Annotated in this window: 18 protein-coding genes; 16 read left to right on the plus strand and 2 right to left on the minus strand. The window is 47.5% G+C overall.

Annotation, left to right across the window (positions count from 1 at the left end; all coding sequences use genetic code 11):
* Positions 1-77: 77 nt before the first annotated feature.
* The 6 genes from MKZ13_RS03135 to MKZ13_RS03160 all read left to right on the plus strand — a co-directional run bounded on the left by MKZ13_RS03135 (position 78) and on the right by MKZ13_RS03160 (position 5529).
* The gene (locus MKZ13_RS03135) at positions 78-434 is read left to right on the plus strand and encodes an SdpI family protein (RefSeq protein ID WP_339181680.1); all 357 of its coding nucleotides are present in this window, start codon (positions 78-80) and stop codon (positions 432-434) included.
* 190 nt (positions 435-624) lie between these two features.
* Positions 625-1077, plus strand: coding sequence for a MerR family transcriptional regulator (locus MKZ13_RS03140; protein WP_237178483.1), 453 nt, complete (start codon positions 625-627; stop codon positions 1075-1077).
* Between the two features lie 229 nt (positions 1078-1306).
* A complete protein-coding gene (locus tag MKZ13_RS03145) occupies positions 1307-2527 on the plus strand; it encodes an MFS transporter (RefSeq protein ID WP_310342903.1) in 1221 nt (406 codons plus the stop codon).
* Positions 2528-2643: 116 nt separating this feature from the next.
* Positions 2644-2754, plus strand: coding sequence for a universal stress protein (locus tag MKZ13_RS03150; RefSeq protein WP_339181685.1), 111 nt, complete (start codon positions 2644-2646; stop codon positions 2752-2754).
* A gap of 167 nt (positions 2755-2921) precedes the next feature.
* Positions 2922-4346 carry an aldehyde dehydrogenase family protein gene (locus tag MKZ13_RS03155; protein ID WP_339181688.1) on the plus strand — a complete coding sequence of 475 codons (1425 nt, stop codon included), beginning with the start codon at positions 2922-2924 and terminating at the stop codon, positions 4344-4346.
* Positions 4347-4716: 370 nt separating this feature from the next.
* A complete protein-coding gene (locus tag MKZ13_RS03160) occupies positions 4717-5529 on the plus strand; it encodes a TipAS antibiotic-recognition domain-containing protein (protein ID WP_339181691.1) in 813 nt (270 codons plus the stop codon).
* Positions 5530-5680: 151 nt separating this feature from the next.
* Here MKZ13_RS03160 and MKZ13_RS03165 read toward each other — a convergent pair whose 3' ends face one another.
* Positions 5681-6178: a GAF domain-containing protein gene (locus MKZ13_RS03165; protein ID WP_036614172.1), complete on the minus strand. Its 498-nt coding sequence runs from the start codon at positions 6176-6178 to the stop codon at positions 5681-5683.
* A gap of 185 nt (positions 6179-6363) precedes the next feature.
* On the opposite strand from MKZ13_RS03165, the gene MKZ13_RS03170 reads away from it, so the two are divergent.
* The 3 genes from MKZ13_RS03170 to MKZ13_RS03180 all read left to right on the plus strand — a co-directional run bounded on the left by MKZ13_RS03170 (position 6364) and on the right by MKZ13_RS03180 (position 9210).
* Positions 6364-6660, plus strand: a complete 297-nt coding sequence (locus MKZ13_RS03170) for a hypothetical protein (RefSeq protein ID WP_036614170.1) — start codon at positions 6364-6366, stop codon at positions 6658-6660.
* Positions 6661-6859: 199 nt separating this feature from the next.
* Positions 6860-7432: a GNAT family protein gene (locus MKZ13_RS03175; RefSeq protein WP_076254763.1), complete on the plus strand. Its 573-nt coding sequence runs from the start codon at positions 6860-6862 to the stop codon at positions 7430-7432.
* A 272-nt stretch (positions 7433-7704) separates the two neighbouring features.
* Positions 7705-9210, plus strand: coding sequence for an MDR family MFS transporter (locus MKZ13_RS03180; protein ID WP_339185314.1), 1506 nt, complete (start codon positions 7705-7707; stop codon positions 9208-9210).
* A 358-nt stretch (positions 9211-9568) separates the two neighbouring features.
* Here MKZ13_RS03180 and MKZ13_RS03185 read toward each other — a convergent pair whose 3' ends face one another.
* Positions 9569-10030, minus strand: a complete 462-nt coding sequence (locus MKZ13_RS03185) for a MarR family transcriptional regulator (protein ID WP_017690799.1) — start codon at positions 10028-10030, stop codon at positions 9569-9571.
* A gap of 347 nt (positions 10031-10377) precedes the next feature.
* Between MKZ13_RS03185 and MKZ13_RS03190 the strand changes: the two genes are divergently transcribed.
* The 7 genes from MKZ13_RS03190 (at position 10378) to MKZ13_RS03220 (ending at position 17600) form a co-directional block, all read left to right on the plus strand.
* Positions 10378-11709 (plus strand): MFS transporter, encoded by a 1332-nt coding sequence (locus MKZ13_RS03190; RefSeq protein WP_339181695.1) that lies wholly within the window; start codon positions 10378-10380, stop codon positions 11707-11709.
* 207 nt (positions 11710-11916) lie between these two features.
* Positions 11917-13269, plus strand: a complete 1353-nt coding sequence (locus MKZ13_RS03195) for a hypothetical protein (RefSeq protein ID WP_339181697.1) — start codon at positions 11917-11919, stop codon at positions 13267-13269.
* Between the two features lie 49 nt (positions 13270-13318).
* A complete protein-coding gene (locus MKZ13_RS03200) occupies positions 13319-14620 on the plus strand; it encodes a hypothetical protein (RefSeq protein WP_339181700.1) in 1302 nt (433 codons plus the stop codon).
* A 151-nt stretch (positions 14621-14771) separates the two neighbouring features.
* The gene (locus MKZ13_RS03205; RefSeq protein WP_339181702.1) at positions 14772-15035 is read left to right on the plus strand and encodes an AbrB family transcriptional regulator; all 264 of its coding nucleotides are present in this window, start codon (positions 14772-14774) and stop codon (positions 15033-15035) included.
* Positions 15032-15439 (plus strand): type II toxin-antitoxin system death-on-curing family toxin, encoded by a 408-nt coding sequence (locus MKZ13_RS03210; protein ID WP_339181704.1) that lies wholly within the window; start codon positions 15032-15034, stop codon positions 15437-15439. The genes MKZ13_RS03205 and MKZ13_RS03210 overlap by 4 nt, the downstream gene beginning before the upstream one ends.
* A 160-nt stretch (positions 15440-15599) precedes the next feature.
* Positions 15600-16331: an ABC transporter ATP-binding protein gene (locus MKZ13_RS03215; protein WP_339181708.1), complete on the plus strand. Its 732-nt coding sequence runs from the start codon at positions 15600-15602 to the stop codon at positions 16329-16331.
* A gap of 21 nt (positions 16332-16352) precedes the next feature.
* Positions 16353-17600: an ABC transporter permease gene (locus tag MKZ13_RS03220; protein WP_339181711.1), complete on the plus strand. Its 1248-nt coding sequence runs from the start codon at positions 16353-16355 to the stop codon at positions 17598-17600.
* Positions 17601-17707 lie beyond the last annotated feature (107 nt).

Below are 17707 nucleotides of genomic sequence, written 5' to 3' on the forward strand. Positions count from 1 at the left end.
AGCGAAGCTGGTTATTCTGTCATCGGAGTGTCAGTGTAAGCAGGTCTATGGAAGACAACAGTGAAGGGGAGAACGTTTTGACAGGAGCAATAGTTGGGATCATCATTGGAGTGTGTTATTTCATTCTGGGGTTCATGGTGTTCAAAAAACCACCTAAAATGATTAACGGAATATATGGGTATCGGACTCCGCGTGCAATGAGTAATCCTGAGTTGTGGGATGAAGCGCAAAGTTATAGCGCCAATCTGATGATGCAATTTGGTGTGATTATTACGATATTCGGCATTATCGGTTTCTGGCTTACAGATGTGCGAGCGTTGGTGCTGAGTCTGGTGGCTACAGGGTTCTATACGTTCAGACTGTTTACCAGAGTTGAAGGCCGGTTGAAGCAAATGCAACGTGCTCAACAGCAACAGAATGAGCAGAACGTTTAAGGTAATTTGAATGAATAGTGTACAGAGGAAGACCTGCGTGTGAAGCGGGTCTTTTTTTGTTGAGATAGAAAATTGTAAGAGGATTTTAACTTGCTAAGGCTTCATACCTGAAATCTAACGTTGACGTTAACGTTAATATTATATATAATTATGTACATAACATTATAGACATATGGAAGAGGTGAGGGAAATGAGTTTATATAAAATCGACGACGTAGCCAAGGAATGCGGTTTGACCAAGCGAACCATTCGGTATTATGAAGAGATTGGTGTCATGCCTTCACCTCAGCGGACAGATGGCGGTACGCGGTTGTACACTCGGGAGGATATCGATTATCTGAAGAAGGTGGTTCGCGCCAAAGAGGTACTTGGATTCTCCCTTCAGGAGTTACATACCTATGTGGCAACGGCAGATGCCTTGAACGAACAACGTTTTGACTACCAGCAGACGACCGAAGTAAGAGAACGGATCGAGAAACTCACCACGATGGAAACAACGCTGGATGGTCAGTTGCAACTGATTAAGCAGAAACTTCAGAGCATACATGCCGTACAGACTGAACTGGAAGAGCTGCGTGAACGCGTTCGGAGTGGTATTCAGAAGTTACAGGCACATGATCCGCAGGGTGATGAAGACGGCTAACCGAATTAACATCTAATGTTTAATAACAAAACTGTATACACATAATCGCTACATGGAGTGAGCACCATAGTACCTATGGCGATCCTGTACAAACACCGGATTTTTCGGTGTCATTTGTGCCGTTTTGTTACCTCTATTCATGAAAATGAACGCGATATTTTCATCGTTTTCACTGCTATTTTCAAATAAAAAGTTTCACCACATAAATTATTCACAGGAGGAATTACGTATGAAAAGAGAGCCATCATTACCGGACGAATTGCCGTCATCACGTGGGAGCTTACTGTCTCAACCGCGAGCGGTATGGGCGGTTGCCTTTGCATGTATCATATCCTTTATGGGTCTGGGTCTGGTTGACCCGATTCTGCCCGCGATTGCAGATCAGCTGCATGCATCGAAAAGCCAAGTGTCACTGCTATTTACCAGTTATAACGCTGTAACCGGGGTAGCGATGCTGATTACAGGTGTCGTATCCAGCCGGATTGGTGTGAAGTGGACGCTGCTCAGCGGTATATTGCTGATTATTATCTTCTCGTTCCTTGGCGGTACCTCAGACACGGTAGGTGCACTGGTTGGTTACCGTGGCGGTTGGGGACTTGGTAATGCCTTGTTCATCGCAACGGCATTATCTGCAATCGTTGGACTGTCCACATCGGGGACAGCCAAAGCGATTATTTTGTACGAAGCAGCACTTGGTCTCGGGATTGCGGTTGGTCCGCTGCTTGGTGGTGAGCTGGGTTCCATCTCTTGGCGTGGCCCGTTCTATGGGGTGGCTGTCCTGATGGCGATTGCCTTTATAAGCATTACATTTATGCTGCCCAAAATGGCTAAACCGAAAACACGCAGCTCTTTGTCCGATCCGTTCAAAGCATTAAGTTATCCTTCATTGAAAACATTGGCGATTACCGCCTTCCTGTATAACTTTGGTTTCTTTACCTTGATGGCTTATTCACCATATGTCATGAATTTGGATGAGCACGGCCTGGGTTACGTATTCTTTGGCTGGGGACTGATGCTGGCAATTACGTCGGTATTCGTCGCACCAAGACTGCAACGCCGATTCGGTTCGGTTCCGTCCATGAGTGTCATGCTTACATTGTTCGCGATTGATCTGGTTGTTATGGCAGTAGGTACGGTGATGGGTTCACCAACTACCGTTATTGTTGCAGTCATTGTAGCGGGGATTTTCCTTGGGATTAACAATACGTTGATTACAACGGCTGTTATGGAAGCTGCACCTGTGGAGCGTTCTGTTGCTTCTGCTGCATACAGCTTTGTTCGTTTCCTGGGTGGTGCACTTGCTCCATGGCTTGCGGGTAAATTGTCCGAGTGGTTCCTGCCGGAAACGCCGTTTTATTTTGGCGCATTAATGGTTCTGATTGGTGTCGTGGTACTGCTGGTACGCCGTCATCATCTGCGGGATATCGATTCCGCCATTACATCTCATTAATTCACAGGAGGAATTGCAATGCTGAAACATATATTGGTTGCTGTTGATGGTTCGGATCATGCGCAGGTGATCCCGTTAATGAGATCTGCCGTGTGGCGCGCGAACGAGATTGTGGAATGATCGTGATGGGTACAGGCGGGAAAGGCATGCTCGCAGAGATGATCGTAGGCAGTGTCAACCATGGCGTGTTAAAACATGCAGAGTGCCCCGTCCTGACGGTTAAATAGGTTATGAAATCCTTTATAATGCAATAGCTCAAGATCGCGACAATGGCTCATCAGACACGTTACAAGCTATGATTGCCGAATATCGTAGTGGGTTGATAGCACGGAAATAGTGTATAAATAGATTAAGTTCAATAGGCTCGAAAAGGATGGAGTGGAGGATGCAGCATATGAAAAAACAACATCTGTTTATCGGGGGCAAACCGACCAAATCCGTAGATTATAAAACACTTCAAGCACCATACTCCGGGGAAACGCTGGCAGAAGTCTCTTCGGCTTCAGCCGAGGAAGCGGAGGCTGCCGTTGCAGCTGCGGTTCAAGCTGGGAAGGCAATGCGCCAGATGCCTGCACATCAGCGTGCAGATATTCTGTACAAGTTGTCCTCCATGCTTGAAGAACGCAAGGAAGAAGCAGCGCGAATTATTGCGCTTGAAGCGGCAAAGCCAATTACGGCAGCACTGGCCGAGGTTGACCGGACGGTGGAAACGTATCGTTTTGCCGCCGAAGAAGCCAAGCGGCTGACCGGAGAGACGGTTCCGATGGATGCAGCCAAAGGTGGAGAAGGTCGTATTGGCTATACGATGCGGCAACCTCTAGGCGTCATCGGTGCGATCACACCGTTTAATTTTCCAATGAATCTGGTAGCCCACAAGGTAGGCCCAGCGCTGGCAGCGGGCAATACGATTGTTCTCAAACCTGCGGAGCAGACACCTCTTTCATCCTACTACATCGCTAATCTGCTTCAGGAAGCCGGATTGCCGGATGGTGCATTGAACGTGGTGAGCGGTGATGGCAAAACGATTGGTGATGTTCTTGTTGAGCACCCCCATGTTGCTCACATTACGTTTACAGGCAGTCCAGCAGTAGGCACGAGCATTCGTAGCAAAGCAGGACTCAAACGCGTGACACTGGAGCTTGGGTCAAATGCAGCGGTGATCGTGGATAAGGACGCAGACCTGGACAAAGTGATTCCTCGATGCGTGACCGGTGCTTTCACCTATCAGGGACAGGTATGTATCTCGCTACAGCGAATCTACGTACATCGTGACATCTCGGAAGAATTCATCCGGCGTTTCGCTGAAGCGGCCAAACAAGTAGTGGTCGGAGACCCGCTGAGCCCGGATACGGTGGTCTCTGCGCTGATTACTTCCAAGGATGTACAGCGTACACACGATTGGATTGAAGAAGCCAAACAGGCAGGAGCTGAGGTGGCAGCAGGCGGTCAAGCTGAAGGAGGCATTCTGCGTCCAACGGTACTGATTAACGTTCCGCGTGATGCCAAGGTATCCTGTCAGGAAGTGTTTGCACCCATCGTTGTGATCAATACGGTAGATTCCGTTGAAGAGGGTATTGAACATGTTAACGATTCGATATACGGGCTTCAGGCAGGCGTATTTACAAACGATATTCATACCGCCCTCCATGCTGTCGATCAGATCGAAGCAGGCGGAGTTATGATTAACGATATTCCGACGTTCCGAGTGGATCACATGCCCTATGGCGGGGTGAAACAAAGTGGGATTGGGCGTGAAGGCGTAAAATATGCTGTAGAGGAAATGATGGAATTGAAGTTTGTTATGTTTAACAAAGGGTGATTTTCTTCCATTCTTTTACTCAATATACCGTATGCCAATGAAAACATAACCACACACCTCCTGTGCCAGAATAATGGCACAGGTTTTTTTTATATGAAGATCATAGAAAAAGTTTCAAAAATACATGCTGATTCTTCACTGACTGCGGGTTCACATCTGATGAGACGGGTATAACATAGTTAACATACCGCAACATAACTGACTAAACGCCGCTCATATCACCGAAGCATGATGTACCCATCCAGAGCACGAGCGGAATGAAGCGGTACAGCATTGCCGAAAGTCTTATATTCTCTCACTATTCAAATAAAATGCAGTATGAATTAAGCCTGAACTCTGGAGTTGCAGGACAGGCAGGAGGTGTATTCAAATGGCGTATTCCATGGTGGACGTATCGGGAATGTCAGGCGTAAGTCTGAACGAACTGAGCCAGTATGCAGAGACAGGTCTTCTGAATCCGGCCTTTGGGGATGTAGATGAGGACATCTATTATGAAAAGCAGGAATTGCTAAGACTCCAGCAAATCCTTTTCTGTAAGGAAGTGGGTATGAAGGAGAATGAGATTGCCCCGATGCTCCGGGATAATCCCCAGGATGTCATACGCATCATGAAGCAGCATCGGATTGACATGCTGGAGAAGGCACTCCGTCTGCATGGATTGATTCAGACACTGGACAAAACGATCTCTCATTTGCAAGGTGAACAGGAACTTGATGAACATGAGCTGTATATCGGTTTTGTAAATAAGGGACGTCACCAGTTGCTGAATGAATCGGGTTCTGACCCTGTAGTCACTAATGATATGAACCATGTGCAGACAGACGGTACTCAGAGGTCTGACATCCAATCTTCCAATACATCCACATTGCCTGAAAATCAGGAGTTGAAGTCAAAAGAAGATTATCTGGATTCCCAGGCGAGAATTGACCAGGTTCATCTGGACTTGCAACAGGCCATTGAGGATGGATTGGAACCCGGTAGTGCAAAAGTACAAGGGATTATTGGCAGGCATCTTGAATGGATTAAAGGTTATTATACACCCACCGCTGAGATCTATCGGGATTTAGCCAATCTGTATGTAGAGCATAAAAATTTCCGTCAGATGTATGATGGTTACCACCCGAGGCTGGCTGAATTCCTGCGGGATGGGATGATGATTAAAGCGGAACATGATTTATCCTAGATGCATAAAGTAACATGGGCGAGCAAGAACATGGGTGTGAATCATAATGGATAACAAAGAGCGCAGACCTCTGAGAGGACTGCGCTCTTTGTTATTACGGGTTCTTCATCATTGTGTATGATGAGACTCCGATCACCTTATTCATCATTTCCTAAAGGGGTATGGTTGCTTCCAACTGCTCTGTGAGCAGGCTTACGGCTTTCTCCAGGAAGACGCGGTCTTCGTCGTCAAAACGATTTTTGATCGGGCTGTCGATATCCAGCACCCCGTACAGTTCGCCGTTTTTGATAATCGGTACGACAATCTCACTGTTCGATGCTGCATCACAGGCAATGTGGCCTGGGAAGGCATGAACATCATCAACGACCAGGGTACGTTTTTCCGCAGCAGATGTGCCGCATACACCACGTCCCAGTGGAATTCGGATACAGGCAGGCAGTCCTTGGAATGGCCCGAGGACCAGTTCTTTTCCATCATACAGATAGAAGCCGACCCAATTGGTGTCGGTCATAAATACATTGAGCAGCGCAGCAGCGTTCGCCAGATTGGCAATCGCACTAGGTTCATCGCGGATCAGAGCACTTAACTGTCCCAGGACGGCGGTGTGCTGCTCACTTCGTGTTCCTTCATAGGAAACAGCTTGAAACATGGTAAATCACCCTCCCGAGCAAAATGGTACTTATTTTCAAGATAGTGCAGAGGATGCGGTTAGTCAAGCGGAGGATTTCGGAAAGGGAAGGGAATAGCTGAAGAATCCTCCTGTTTCTCAGCTTCTTGCGTGGGGTAAATACTTAGCAACCACGGAGGGCTATAACCCGGGAAGGAGCTTGGCTTATGCATGCAGAGGTACAGAATCTTTTTGTACGGATTCATCTACTATATTTCGCGCAAAATCAGGATTTGAACGTTAGCGAGGCACTGCCCCTATTGGAAGAACGGGGATATCGCGTTGGAGAACGGGAGATCAAGCAGGAGCTTGAACACCTGACACAGGAGAATTTCCTGACCGCCCACGGGGACCAATGGAGCCTAACCGGGACTGGCATCGAAGAATTCAAGGAAATCACGGCTGTGTTTGGCCGGGTTAGCGATGAATTACTGGGGAAGGGCAAGAAAACGTCCAAAGCTTAAAATTCATTGGACAAGCCATGATTCCGTAATTCACTCAAACTTTGAATTGTTCCATACGTACAACAAGACCGGGAGCGAAATTGGCCCGGTTTTTTGACGTGTGTCCATGACTGAATAGTTGCCATTCGGCGCAGGTTATGATTAGATGACTAGTGAATATTATGGTCTGCGGAGATAGATCGGATCGGAGTGTCTTTATATGTATAAATGCAAAGGAAGAATTCCCGAAATGGAGACTGCGCGGCTTCGTCTGCGTAAAATGCGTCGCCGGGATGCGGCCCAGATGTTCGCATGCTGGTCAGATCGCGAGGTGACCCGTTACATGAATCTTGCGCCCATGATTGGGACAAGCGAAGCGGCAGACATGATTGGACTGCTCAACCAAATGGCAGGAGAAGAGGATGCGATCCGGTGGGGGATAGAACTCAAAGAAACAGGCAAGCTCATTGGCAGCTGTGGCTTTAACACATGGCAGCTTGAAGGCGCATTCCGGGGTGAGATCGGTTATGAGCTAGGACGTGACTATTGGCGCCACGGTTATATGACGGAGGCTTTCTCGGCATTGCTGCCCTTCGGGTATGAGACCATGGGTCTTAATCGAATTGAAGCGCTGGTTGATCCGCGTAATCTGGCTTCCGGCGAGTTCTTGACAAACCGTGGCTTCACGCGAGAAGGGTTGCTACGACAGGTGCAACATACGTCCACCGGATACAAGGATATGGTGATGTATTCAATGTTGTATGATGAGTTCCTTCGCAAGAAAGGTAAATAAAAGAGACAATAGATAATTGCTTTTAAATTACACGTAAACGAAGAAACAGAACAAAGCTGGAGAAGCGAAGCGTTCGCCTTTAAAGCTTTCTGAAAGAAAGCTACATCGGAAGCATACGCTATCACCGGATTTCTCCTTTAGAGAGGAGAAGAAAAAATCTGGGGATAACAGCGATTGGAAGCTTGTTCTGGTTCGTAGTAGATGTGTAAATTAACGTACCAATTATATAGAGAAACGAAGAGAGAAGGGTTTGTGTGAATGCAACTGGAGGTTTGAAGCGCAGTTTCATCTTGACGGGGCTGTTGCTCGCGACATTTCTGTCAGCGATTGAAGGCACCGTAATTGGTCCGGCAGGGCCGACCATTGTCAGTGAGCTGGGGAGTGTACAGCTGCTGAGCTGGATTTTCACCGCATACCTGTTGACGATGGCTGTGAGTACGCCCATTTTCGGCAAAATCAGTGACTTATATGGACGAAAGCCTGTATTCCTAATTGGCTGTGCCTTATTTTTACTGGGTTCCCTCTTGTGCTGTCTGTCGCAGAATATGGAACAATTGATTATTTTCCGTGCTATTCAGGGGATTGGTGCGGGTGCAGTAGTTCCTGTTACATTTACGATTATTGGGGATATCTACGCCATTGAAGAACGTGGTAAAATCCAGGGCTGGATTAGCTCCGTGTGGGGCATTTCCTCTCTGGCTGGACCGCTGCTTGGTGGTTATTTTGTAGATAATCTGGGCTGGCAGTGGATCTTTGGTTTTAATGTGCCGTTTGGTCTGCTTGCGATGTGGTTTGTATTTCGTTATCTGAAGGAAGATATCTCGCCGCGAACGGCCAAAATTGACTATGTCGGTGCACTGACCTTCACGGTGGGCATTACTGCATTGCTATTTGTCCTGTCGGCGGGTGGGCAGTATTATGCCTGGAGTTCTCCGTTGATTGTTGTGCTGAGTGTGGTCGCCGCTCTGTTTATTATTTTATTTTTCGTGGTGGAAAAAAGAGCTCAGGCCCCTATGGTTCCACTACATTTGTTCCGAATTCGGGATATCCGTGTGGCGAATATCGCCGGACTGCTGACCAGTACTTTGATGATCGGCCTGACCAGCTATTTGCCGCTCTGGGTGCAGGGGGTTCGGGGAGGTAATGCGACGGAATCCGGGCTGCTGCTCGCACCGATGTCGGTGGGTTGGCTCATTGGTAGTGTGTTGGCAGGCCGCCTATTGATGAAGATTGGATCACGTATGACCGCATTGATTGGGTTAACTGGTATTGCGATCGGGTCGGGTGGACTCTTTCTGGTGGGCGGGACATCTCCGCAGGTTGTGCTATTTATACTGACCTTTATATATGGTCTCGGCTTCGGATTTGCGTTTACGATCTTCACCATTATTGCGCAGTCTTCTGTAGGGTATAAGGAGCGTGGCTCCTCTACCGCACTGCATACGTTCATGCGTACATTGGGACAGACGATTGGTGCAGCGGCTTTTGGTACATGGTTGAACTATCGGATTTCCACGTTATCCAGTGAGCAGAATCTGGCGGAGGCTGGAATATCGGAGAATGATCTGAATGAACTGCTCGCACCGCATACGGATGCTGCGCTATCGGATGACAAATGGGCGCTGCTGCGTAACGTGCTGGAAGGAAGCTTGCATTCCCTGTTTGTCATTATGTTTGTCATTGCACTGGTCTCGTGGGTAACGACGCTTGCTCTACGCAAACGTTTAATTGTACCCGAAGATGCAGATGCTCCACCGCAGCCACAAGGCTCAAAGTAAAAGTGGATGTATACGAAAAACCGGATTCGCCGATGTCAGGCAAATCCGGTTATTTTTGTTGGCACATGTGCAGTGGACTAGAGAGCATCTTCCAACTCAGGCAAGTGATGTCTTATTTGACCTTTTGCTCCTCTTTCTAAATTGTAAGGAACATGAGACACGTTATTTCCCGAAATCACCTGAAAAACACGTTGTAAACGGCTGTTTATTCAAAGATAGCGTGTGTCAGATTCCTTAAAATGCTGCGAGCGCTTCAAACCCCTGAATAAGTCGTCACAGGTTCGTTAGCGTTAGCGCTCCATAGCTGCTCCAGTACATTCTGTTACGCTCCGGCTTTCGGCAGGTTTGAAGACACGCTCTAGCTGCTTGCTGATAAACGGTCTGCGGAATGTGCAAGCCTTCCCAAGAGTTCGGACAGCAATTCCTTGTCTTCTTCACTTAGTCCACTTACAGCCCGATCAATCTTCAACGCATAGCCTGGATAGATGTCATCCATGGTGCGCTGTCCTTCTTCGGTCAATTCCACAAAGATGATACGTCTGTCTTGCGGACAATGTTTGCGGTGTAACAATCCTTTTTGCTCCAGCTTATCGATCACATAGGTCACATTACCACTTTGCAGCAGAAGTTGTGCGCCAACCTGTTGAATCGGCTGAGCTCCTTTCATATATAACACTTCGAGCACCCCGTATGCGGTGGGGTTGAAGCCATGCACTTTGCTTCCGGATACAGCGTGTTCATTCACGCTCTTGAATGTCTGGGCCAAGGTGCGGTACAGATGAAGTGAACGTTCGGTTCCGATTTCTTGTAATTCCAGCATGCTGATCCCGCCTTTTCAGATTAGTTTTATAAGTTGAAATGATGAAGAGGGGTTCTCTCCGTTATGCTGTTCATGTAAAAGAGTATTTCAACTTATATGAGTTGGTTATTTATGTTTGACGATTCAGGTTGTCGCCATGGTTTAATTGTAAACTTCTATTTCTACGAAAAACATGCGATATGTCACAAGATTTGCATTTTTAGCATTTAAAATTTGATCATTCATCATGCTGAAAAATCATCCTTCAGATGTCGCTTTTTCTCCGCCTCTGGCAGGAGGTCGAGTCAAGGGCTGCTCTATATAATGAGTTCATACTATGAATTGGAAGATAATGGAGGAGAAGAAGGGTGACAAGTGATTTAACGTTTGAAGGACAACGACCACTGAAGAATAACCGATCTTTTGTAACATTGATGGTGGCACAGGCCATTTCCAATCTGGGTGATTGGCTGCATCTGCTCGCAATACTGACCCTCGTGGGTATCCGCTGGAATGCAACGCCATGGGAGATTACATTTGTCACACTTTCCGCAGCAATACCCATTCTGTTAACAGGGCCATTCGCAGGCACACTTGCAGATCGCCTGAACCGAAAATGGCTGATGATTGTAGCCGATGGTGCACGGATCATCATCGTGGGTGCGTTAATTTTTGCTGACCAGATCTGGCACATCTACATACTGCTGGTCCTCAAATCCCTGTTCGATGTCATGTTCTCTCCGGCCAAAAACGGAAAGCTGAAGGAGATTGTACCTCACGAACAACTTGCGCAAGCTGTATCCATCAGCTCGATCATTGAACAGATGTCCAAAATTATTGGTCCAGCGCTTGGTGGACTGCTGGTAGCCGCTTTTGGCATCACCTGGTGTTTTGTTATCGATTCAGCGTCTTTTTTGATCTCCGGCATCATTTTATTGTGGATTCCTGGAACTCGGGTGATCCAATCTGCAATTCATAACGTAACAGAAGTAGAGGAAGAGACAGCTGGGGGTGTTCGTAACCGCTCAAAAGGCTCTTTTTGGAAGGAAACACAGGAGGGCATTCGCATGCTCGCATCTCTCTCTCACGTAGGAACGTCTCTGATTTTGCTTGCTTCAGCCATACTTTTTCTGCAATTTGCCGATTCACAGACTGTGGTGTTATTCAGACAACTTCCCGGAATTTCAAGTGATCTACTGGGATGGTGCGTGGCAGCAAGTGGTGTAGGTACATTAATTGCAGCGATGAGTGTACGGAAGTGGAAGCATGCAGGGCATATTTTGAAAATGGGTCTGGGTACCATACTCATGGGTCTGGTTATCGGCGGAGCCGGAGTTATTGTTGGGGTTTGGCCGCATGCCGGGCTAGGTGCCAATCTGTTGTTAGTATCCCTCTTTGCCCTGGCAGGTGTCGGAATTGGGTTTGCGATTGTACCCTTTCAGATCCTGTTGCAGGAACAGACACCTGAGGCGATGACAGGCAGGGTATTTGGAACGGTAGGCAGCGTGATGACTGCCAGTAATATTATGGGCCCGGTGGTAGGCGGATTTATGGTCACCTCATTTGGTGTAGTGCCGGCTTTTGTCTGTTCAGGCATTTTGATGACCCTGCTTGGTTTGATTTATTTGATGAAACGCAATGGGGAAAAAGCCGATCTGAATGGTTCCATTGCAGCCAAAACAATGATTGCAGGCGACTAAAAACAGGCCGGATCTGCTCAGGTTAGAACAGTTGAAATGAAGGCTTGAATTTTCTTCAAATTTTAAGTTTTTGATTAAAAAGCGTTTGAGTAAACGCCTTCACGTTTAATGAGGAACAGGCAGAAATCCCTGTATTCTAATTATTCCTAGGGGAAAACTCATATGCCTTGTCCCACCAACGCATTTGCGGAAAGGGGGTGAAGCAACTTGTATGTAAAGTTACCAAAATCGATTGTACGTCTGGGAAGCATACCACTGGTTATACTCGCCGGGACTTTGATGCTGGGGTTTGGAACGTCACAAGTGTATGCGGATGATGCTCAGGTATCTTCGGATAAACCGTCCAGCGGATTGTCACTGAATTTGTTTTCACGTGATTCGGATGGCGGGTTGAACCTGACTCCGTCGGTATCGGTATCCACACCACTACTGAATGTTGAAGTTCCGTCGATCAAAGCGAATGAATCGACAGGTAAGCTGAGTGTATCTGAGCTGAAAGTAGATACACCGCTTGGATCGGCCGGAACATCAGAGATTGGGATTGATGCGAAGAAGGGAACCGTCGAACTGCCGTCTGTACAGGCGGATACACCGGTGATCAAAGCCGATGTATCAAGCAGTCAGGTGAACCTCAACGAAGGTACTGCTTCCTTGCCTGGTGTTACCGCAGAGGTACCCGAGGTGATCAAGGCAGAGACGTCTGCTGTGAAAACAGACCTTCGGCAGGGCAAGGTTGAATTACCTTCGGTTAAGGTGGATGTGCCTGAGGTTACTTCCATCAATATCTCTTCATCCCGAGTGGATCTGAGTAAGAGAAATGTCCAGCTTCCTTCTGTGAGAGCAGAAGTTCCAGTTGTAGACGTGACCGCTGAACTCAATCCTGATCAGGAAAAGGTGGATATTCCAAGTGTGAAGCCGGAACCGCCTGTAGTCACTCCGGAAAAGCCGACGGTTGTCAAAACACCGAATGTTGAAACTTCCAATACGAGTGCACTCGCAGATCCTGTTTCACCACAGAACACCGAGGAAGGACAGGACGCAGTACAGGTTACGGGCAAAGTGGTGGAGGTCACCACGGAACCAGAAGTAAGTCCAGAACAACCTGCTGTCCCACAGGCATTGCCTGTGGAAGGAACCGATCTGAGACAGGATTCCGATGTTAATGCAGGTTTGCCAGATAACGAGTTATTCCTCGTAGATCAGACATCTGCTGAACCAGCTGTCACTGAACAAGTGCAGAGTAACCAGAAAGTCGATCAGAAACAAGATGATGCTGATGCAACATCATCTCCATTGCAGCCTCGCACAGAACGACCAACCAGTTGGTCTGTTGCAGCAACTTCTCCCGGAGCAGCTAATGCTTCCGCAGGGACAAGCTCCGGTTCGTCCGGTGTAACTGGAGGTGGAGCAACCGCTCCAGCCGCTGCACTTCCGGGAGCAGCCACGGGTCTGGTTACGCCAGATTACGATTATGCCTTCCGAATGGAACGGCTCGATGGATTCAGTCAATGGTCACAGGCACCGCCTGGGCGGCCGCCGCAATATACCTCTTTCTCTTAGGCAACAATGGCGTTAATTCAACCAAAATTGAGAAGGAGTGTATATCATCATGAAAAAAGTGAATCGTTGGGTAAAATTGTCGGTATTGTCGGGTACGTTGGTGGCTGGATTGCTGGGAGCTTCGCAGGCAACTTACGCAGATAGCTATAGCAATAACAGCAGTGGTAATCTGGATCTAAATGCAGGTTTGCGCCTGGAACTGGGATCTCTTCTGTCAGGACACCGTGACACAGGTTACGGTAACCATGGGAGCTTCGGAGGTTCATCCAGTGCAAGCGGAGCATTAAATCTGGATCTTGGCCTTAATGCCGGCTTATCTTCCGAGAGTATGAACCGTTACAATGATCGTTCTTCCGAGCGCACAGTTGAACGTAGCAGTTCTGGCAAGCTGGGCCTTGGCCTGAATGCCAATGTGTCGGGAGAAGGTACAACGATGAGCGACTATTCACGAGGCGGCGATGATCGGAACGTAAACAGCAGCTATGAGAGTGAAAGTCGTGGAGCGCTGGGTCTCGGTCTGAACGTAAATGCCGAAGGGGAGAGTGCAACGATGGCTCAATCCGAACGCACTAACAGCGTGAATGATCGTGAGCGTAACGGGAGCAGCAGCTACGCGAGCGAAAGCCGTGGGGCGCTGGGTCTCGGTCTGAACATAAATGCCGAAGGGGAGAGTGCAACGATGGCTCAATCCGAACGCACTAACAGCGTGAAAGACGGTGAGCGTAACACGAACAGTAGCTACGTGAGCGAAAGCCGCGGCGCACTGGATCTGGGTCTGAACGCAAAAGCAGAAGGAGAGAGTGCAACAATGGCTCAATCCGAGCGCACTAACAGCGTGAAAGACAGCGAGCGTACTGTGAACAGCAACTACGCAAACGAAAGCCGTGGCGCATTGGATCTGGGTCTGAACGCGAAAGCCGAAGGAAAGAGTGCAACAATGGCTCAATCCGAACGTACTAACAGCGTGAAAGACAGTGAGCGTAACACGAACAGTAGCTACGCGAGCGAAAGTCGTGGCGCACTGGATCTGGGTCTGAACGTGAATGCCGAAGGAGAGAGAGCAACAATGGCTCAATCCGAACGCACTAACAGCGTGAAAGACGGTGAACGTAACGTGAACAGTAGCTACGCGAGCGAAAGCCGCGGCGCACTGGATCTGGGTCTGAACGCGAAGGCCGAAGGAGAGAGTGCAACAATGGCTCAATCCGAACGCAATAACAGCGTTAAAGACAGCGAGCGTAACGTAAACAGCAGCTATGCGAGCGAAAGCCGTGGCGCACTGGATCTAGATCTGAACGTGGATGCGGATGCAGAGAGTGAAACTACATCTGTGGTGGAGACAAATCGGTAATATGAGATTTTCACTGTAATATGAAGAAGCAGGGACTCCGGAACCCCTGCTTCTTTTTTGCATTTCACAATTAGAAATAATATGCAAATGGATAAAAGTTTTAGTATAATTGTTATAACAGTTGAATAGTATAACTAAGGGGGAGTAATGAATGAATAGGGTGAGTGAGATGGAACGAAAAGTAACGAAATTCGGTAATAGCCTTGGATTAACAATGACAGATGCATTCAAACAAGTTGGTCTTGAGCAAGGCGATATGGTTCAAATCGAGGTAAATCAGTCCAACGGGGAGATTATTATTAAAAAGTCTGCAAAAGTAAATTTGCCTAACGGAATCAGTAGTGATTTTATGGATACATTGGCTGATGTGATGGGTGAATATGATCAAACCCTGAAAGGTCTCAAGGATAGATGAGCATGACCCGGTATTTGAGTATTCAAGAGGTTATTGCGATCAACGTCGCTATGATTAAGCGTTACAGTCCTGGAGAGCAGATTGGAGTTAAAGATTCTGGTCTGCTTGAATCTGCGGTTGTAAGAGCACAATCATCAGCTTTTGGTAATGAAGCCTACCCATCTATATATGAAAAATCTGCTGCGATCTTTCAATCTTTGGGTCAAAACCATCCTTTCCATAATGCTAATAAAAGAACGGCTTTTACCGCATTGGTAATCTTTCTACGTTATAACAATGTGTATCTTAAGATGGATCAAACTTTTGCTGAGGACTTTACTGTCGATATGGTGAACCACAAGTTCACATTTGAACAATTAGTCTCAATTATTCGTACATACTGTGTTACTGAAAATGAAGAATAATAAGCAAAGCAATAAATCATACATTACTATGATTTATTGCTTTGCTTATTTGCCATCTATATAGAAATGCTCAAAATGATCAAACACACAACCCGCAACTCGATTACAATAAAACATAAAGAATAAAATAAACACCTGATCAGAACAGGGAGTGAATGATATGGGAACGGAATATAACAGTACGGAAGTACAAGAGTCCATATTGGACGTACATATTACAGAGGCAGGATACGAGCCGGGACAATCGACCATACGTAATATTCGAATGAATGTGGCGCGAGGAGAACTGGTAGGTATTATCGGACCAAATGGTGCCGGCAAAAGCACCACTATCAAAACACTTCTTGGTTTGCTGGAACATGCGAACTATGAAGTGACGATTGGGGGAGATGGTCGTTATGCCTATATTCCGGAGCAACCGGTTTTTTACGAATATATGACCCTATGGGAACATCTTGATCTGGCCGCAGCGGCGTATGAAATGGAGGAAGAAGCTTTTGTTGCCCGAGCGGAGGAACTGTTGGTTCGTTTCGGTATGGACCATGTTCGGAATGATCTTCCAGCCAGTTTCTCAAAGGGCATGCGCCAGAAAATGATGTTGATGATCGGATTTCTGTCTTCGCCGGATATCTATATTGTGGACGAGCCGTTCATCGGACTGGACCCTCGTGCAACCAAGGATTTTCTAAAATTACTTGATGATGAACGTCGCCGCGGCGCGGGTGTGCTTATGTCTACGCATGTACTGGATACCGCTGAACGAATCTGCGACCGGTTTATTCTGATTGCTTCGGGCAGATCGGCTGCCGAGGGAACATTGGATGAGATCCGTGAAGCGGCAGGATTGCCGGAAGCCTCTTTGTTTGACTGTTTTGATGTACTGACGTCTTAGATAGAGAGAGGGTGAGAGAGAATGGAAACTTCCCAGCGTTATACCCCACTTCGTTTATACAGACGAAGACGCAAAGAACATTTCAGGGAACAGATGAAAAATCTCAGACTCGTCGTGGATTGGACAGTGTGGGTATACCTGCTTGTTCCGGGTCTGCTCTATCTGATTGGATGGTACACGAGTCTGTGGACCAAATCACTGCCTGAATGGGCGACAGGATTACCGCTCCCCGTACTGACTGGGCTGATTGACGTCGTTATGCTTACCGGTGGTGTGTTGATATTTGTGGAGGAAGCGGATGTATTGTTTCTGAAATCAAGGCCGTTGTGGATGCGCACGTTAATGAGGCAAGGACTCTACCGGTCCTGTCTGCAACATCTGGGCAAAATGATCCTGATTACAGCGCTGACTGCTCCCCTATGGTCCCATGTCTATGAGATGTCGAATCTCCAGATTACACTTATGGCTGTCTGGTTTGGTGCAGTAGCTTCATTCCAAGCCATAACACTACATATGACAAAGGTCCGACATACAGGATGGCGACGCTGGATTCAGATGATCCCTCTCGTCATTGGCATGGGTTACATGACCATTCATGCGACATCATGGATGCATGGACAGACGTGGAAAATCAGTTTTGGAATTGTAATTATCATGCTTCTTCTGATTACAGTTGGACAGATGAGGCTGTTGATGAAGGGAACGTTTGAAGGGGATGTGCGGGAGGATCTGCGGAGCAGGCTGCAGTTGACAGCTCTAATGTTAAGCCGGGCGGTGAGCAAGCCGAAAGCCCCACGAACACGGTCCATCATCTTCCGCAAACCGCGTAAACTGTTACGCAATCGTTCCATCGCGAATCGGACAGCGGAGATTGCATTCAAGGCATTTTTCCGGAACTCGGCCACGATGAAATTGTATCTGCAGCTTGGAGGACTATCCATCGCAGCAGTTGCATTACCACCTTTTCCGGTCAATATCATCGTGTGTGCGTTATTAATCATCATGTTGACGGTGATGTTTTATCGTTCCTGGGATGTTTTTGCCACGTCGGACTATGTTCAGCTTATAACGTATGACTCGGAGGCGCTGCATCTTGCAGGTTCAATGATGGTTCGGATGTTGTTCATCCCGATTGGTATTCTTATGGGATTCGCGCTGGGATTGGCCTGGCTGGGCTGGATCGTCGGTATTCTGACAGCTGCAGGTGCGGTGGCCTTCGGACTCTGTGTGTTATCTATTGCCGGATGGGTTCGACTTACTCGAGCCTAAAGGAATTCCTTTCTAAGTCAGAGCATATCGTACGCTATATCTGCCCATGCTATAGAAGAAGAATCTCATCCATGGATGATGAGAGATTAGCTGTAGCAAGGAGGAAG

Source organism: Paenibacillus sp. FSL R5-0701, from assembly GCF_037973995.1.
GTDB lineage: Bacteria > Bacillota > Bacilli > Paenibacillales > Paenibacillaceae > Paenibacillus.